The 4,671-nt window shown below is 37.0% G+C and carries 3 protein-coding genes; 1 reads left to right on the forward strand and 2 read right to left on the reverse strand.

The annotated features are described in order from the left end of the window. Positions 1 to 132: 132 nt before the first annotated feature. Both cbiE and AC3DU7_RS25835 read right to left on the reverse strand, forming a co-directional pair. On the reverse strand, positions 133 to 1,389 hold the full coding sequence (cbiE, locus tag AC3DU7_RS25830; RefSeq protein WP_488042144.1) for a precorrin-6y C5,15-methyltransferase (decarboxylating) subunit CbiE: 1,257 nt from the start codon (positions 1,387 to 1,389) through the stop codon (positions 133 to 135). A gap of 441 nt (positions 1,390 to 1,830) precedes the next feature. Continuing rightward, positions 1,831 to 2,607 (reverse strand): DUF1868 domain-containing protein, encoded by a 777-nt coding sequence (locus tag AC3DU7_RS25835; RefSeq protein ID WP_488042145.1) that lies wholly within the window; start codon positions 2,605 to 2,607, stop codon positions 1,831 to 1,833. A gap of 33 nt (positions 2,608 to 2,640) precedes the next feature. Between AC3DU7_RS25835 and holA the strand changes: the two genes are divergently transcribed. Then, positions 2,641 to 3,642, forward strand: coding sequence for a DNA polymerase III subunit delta (gene holA, locus AC3DU7_RS25840; RefSeq protein ID WP_488042146.1), 1,002 nt, complete (start codon positions 2,641 to 2,643; stop codon positions 3,640 to 3,642). Positions 3,643 to 4,671: the final 1,029 nt, after the last annotated feature.

The following is a 4,671-nucleotide window of genomic DNA, read 5'->3' on the forward strand; positions in this document are numbered from 1 at the left end:
CGGTTATATAGTATATGTTGATAATTCTATAATTACTTCAAGCCTTTAATCTCCCCCACTCCCCCACTCCCCACTCCCTACTACCCCACTCCCCACTCCCCCACTCCCTACTACCCCACTCCCTACTACTCCCTACCTACTAATAATCATAATATTCACTGGATTGAGTGGAGTAAATCTAGTTAAATTAGCTATAGGTATAGAACGAGATAATTGTACCTGCAAAAGACGATAATTCCAACTTTGATCGCTCTTTTTTCTTTCCTGTACCCAACTTAAAGCAGTATGTAAATTTTCCAAACTGGTAAACGCTAATACTATAATTCCTCCAGGTAGCATCCTCATCCCACAAACTCCCAGAATATTTCTGAGTTTACCACTACTGCCCCCAATAAAAATTCTATGGGGAGGGCGCAGGCGATGCAAAATATCTGGAGCATTACCATGAATAGAAACTACATTGTTAACCTGAAAGCGACGGCAGTTTTCTTCAATTAAACTTGTTCCAGCAGCAGTTTTTTCAATTGCATATACTGTAGAATCACTAAAAAGGCGCGCAACTTCAACTGAAACAGAGCCACTACCAGCACCAACATCCCAAATAATTTGTCCTGGTTGCAAACCCAGTTCGGCCAAAATTAACACTCGTATTTCCCGTTTAGTCATTAAACCCGGGCGGTCATCGTAAGTAAAAAAATAACTATCCGGTATCCCCAACCAAGGCAAATTAGATAAATCTACAGATTGATTAGCTACTTTAGATTGACGTAATAATACCACCAAATTTAATGGAGCAAATATTTCTCGCTTTACTTCATCTATAGACCATTGTTGAACTCGTTCATCCTCACTACCTATATTTTCACAGACCCAAAAATGATAGTCAATTGGTAAACCTAAAGCTAATAATAAACTAGCGATCGCTTTTGGTGTATGAGTATGGTCTGTTAACACTGCTATTTTCTCAATTCCCTGCTGCAGTGCTTGAATCAACTCATCCATCGAGCGACCATGAATGCTAATTATTTTAGCATCCTGCCAAGGAATTTTGAGGCGACTAAAAGCTAACTGTACCGAACTAAGATGCGGATAAAACCTTAATTTTTCTGGCGGAAAATGAGCTACTAATAACCTCCCTAAACCAAAAAACAAAGGGTCTCCTGAAGTTAAAACTACGATACAGCTATTGGGGATATCTAAATGCTGTCGTATTTCTACAATTGTCTCAAGTATATCTTCCAGTACAATAATTTCGGCTGAATGATTAGGGAAATAACGGAGATGGCGATCGCTCCCTACTAACACAGTCGCCCTTTCAACAATTTTCCGCACTGACTCATTTAGTCCAACAACTCCATCTAAACCTATGCCAATAACATTTATACTCACGATAATTTACAGCTAAATTAAGTAGTCCGTAGGAATTATATAAAAGGCGTTGCTGAACTAAGGGATGAATCTTTGCATAATTCAGAATTATGAATACCCCTTTCATTACTTATTCCCGAACAACCAGTAAACAAAATAATCTGTAGGGACATTGCATGCAACGTCCCTACCTATTCCCTGTTCCCTATATTATTTCTGGCCTGATTTAATTAGGGCTTGCTGATTAAATCTAAAAGTCTTTATAGATAAAGGTAAGCGCCTTTTTAAGTATCAAAAAGTGCGAGGTTTTAAGTATTAATGGTTCAAAAATTGAGGATTTTGGTCAAGATTTGGGCAGAACAATCTTGGGACAATTCTTTCTTCTACCTCCTCGTTCATTCCCCGTTTCTCCTGTCTCCTGTCTCCTACCCCTACTAAAAGACTTTTGAGCGCAAACCCTAATTACAAATCTACAATAGGCCAATCTGGTTGTCGATCGTACCGTAGCATATTGTCAAATTTTCGGAGTTCTCCACGATGCAACAACATTTCTGAATTGTTTTCCAACCATTGATTATTTAATTCTGAAATCCTATTTCCTACAGCAGCAATATCTAAATCTGATGGAATTTCCCCAAAGTATCCCAAGGTAATATGAGCAGTAAAGTGATATTGCTGTTCAATACCTAGAGCAATGAAATTAGGATTTTGATAAATTGACCGACGTAGTTGTAGAATCCGATCGTAAGAACTTTCATCTTTTGGGACTAGACAAACACCAATAGCTCTAGTCATTACGACAATTCCTAAAACTTGCCAACGCACTTGATGGCCATTTTTGCTAGATAACTCTTGAAGACTTTCAGCAATACAAGAGCGTAGTTTTTCTTCAAATTGAGGATTACTTTGACTAGCATCTAGAAAGGCACTTTCCCAAATTAAATCAGCTAAGGTTAAATGAAAACTGTTGCTAGACATGGGAATCATTAAATTAGTTCCCAATAGTTCTACCAATTGTTGTTGACATTGTTGCAAATGCTCATAAAACTTGCCATTTTGCGAGTCTTCTTCCCCTGGCGGAGTAATCACCGAATAGCCAGGAAAATTCTTAGCCTCAATTTGGCCATCCAGTTTGGTGAATTTTGGAGACTGTTGGATATATTCCAACTGAGATTTGTAACTTGATAGCAAGGTTGTCTGTGCTACTCGGTTAATGTAGTTTTGATATGTATCGTCCAATCTTAATCGCCCCTTATCAAAAAATAGCTTCTTATGCCAATTTACCTATACTTTGGCGAGGATGAATATTCAATGATGCTAGCAGCTAATGCTTTGCGTGAATCTGTCCTCGATCCTAATTGGGCTAGCTTTAATTATGACAAAATTTTGCCAGCAATGGATGCTGTTCAAACTGGATTGAATCAGGCCATGACTCCTCCTTTTGGTTTTGGTAGTCGTTTTGTCTGGCTAGTCGATACTAATATAACTCAGCATTGTTCACAAAATCTATTGGAAAATTTGGAACGTACTCTACCTCAGATTCCTGAAACTACTGTGTTATTGTTGACTACGCCCAATAAACCTGATAAAAGACTTAAGTCCACAAAATTGATCCAAAAATGGGCTGAGGTTAAAGATTTTTCTCCTATTCCTCCTTGGAAAACAGATTTATTGGAGAAGCAAGTTAAAGAAATGGCTCAGGAGGTAGGAGTCAAGCTTAATTCTAGTGGAATTACTTTTTTAGCGGAAGCTTTAGGTAACGATCGCCGACAACTTCATAGTGAGTTGACTAAATTACAGTTATATGCATCTGAAGATGCTGTAGTAGACTTAGAAGTAATTACTAATCTGGTGAGTTCTCAGACTCAAAGTAGTTTAAAGCTAGCTACAGCAATTCGTTTAGGTGATACGGTTAAAGCTTTGGAGTTAGTGGCAGATTTAATTGCCCACAATGAGCATCCATTACGAATAGTGGCTACTCTAGTAGGCCAATTTAGAATGTGGTTTTGGGTAAAATTAATGGTAGAGACAGGGGAGCGAGATGAAAAAGCGATCGCTCAAGCTGCGGAAATAGGCAACCCTAAAAGGATATATTTTTTACGACAAGAGGTTAATTCTTTGTCCTTAAATCAATTACAGAAAACCTTACCTTTATTACTAGAGTTAGAAGTAAGTCTCAAGGCAGGAAAAGAGCAAATATCTACACTACAAACTAAAGTAATAGAACTTTGTCAGGTGCTTTCTCAGAAAAATATCTTAAGTAAAAAATCTTAGAGCAATTGTAGGCTGGGAGTCAAAATTTAGGAGGCCGGAATCATTATGGCCATAATTCAAATATTCCTATCGGTCTGATTCAATAATGGATAATTGATAATTACCTCTTCCTTTTAGGCAAAGGGTTGAATAAAAGGAAAATTAATTCATTGTTTCTGTTTTAAAGTAGAGGCTTTCAACCCTAATTATCTTAATTATTAGGTAAATTTATATAGTTTTTTTTCTGGTTTTTCCTCCCGATAATTATCATTGTTGCAGATATTTATTCAGGACAGATCAAGTTATTAAATTGCCAACAGAAAAAAACTAGAAAATATTTAACAATTAATGACCGCATAATTTTTAATCTTAAATACCCCATAAAATAACTGTTCTTAAAAATTAATAAAATTAATAAAATTGCCATTCCACGATCGGCTAAAATATTCAGCGATTTTCTGGTAATTTTACTTAGTATAAAAAAATCATAGCTTCTATTGGATATCTCCGATAATAAAAAATTGAATTAATTTTTGTACTCTTATTCATTAATTCTTTCCGCGTACTTCTTGCTCCCTACTCCCCCATCCATCTTTTGAAAGAAATGTCTACTAAGTAGAGTAATATGATTTAGATAAATTTAACCCGAGGCATAGCATAGATAAGAAGCAATTCTTAATTATTCGATCTTGTTAACAATTGATAATTTCTGCTAATATACAATCCAAGTATTAGATTTTCTGATGCTGCAAATCATCCGCGGTTAACCTATAGAGATTAATTGAATTAGTTGTGGAGGATAATCTAGTGCAAGATGGCGGAAATAACTTACCAGTTACAAAATTCTAAAACAATTCAAATCAATACTTTTGACTTTTGACCAAAAAATAAGGTCTCAAGCCTCCCCTTTCAAAGGGATGAAAAAGCGGTCGTTAGCGCAGCTTCCCGTAGGGTGGGATGGCGAGGTCCCCTCGCCATATCCAATCGACCAAGAGAGCGGTCGTTTGCTTTGCAACGCTGGCGCGAAAAGCGCAGCTTCCCGTAGGGTGG

The organism is Okeania sp., from assembly GCF_983059655.1.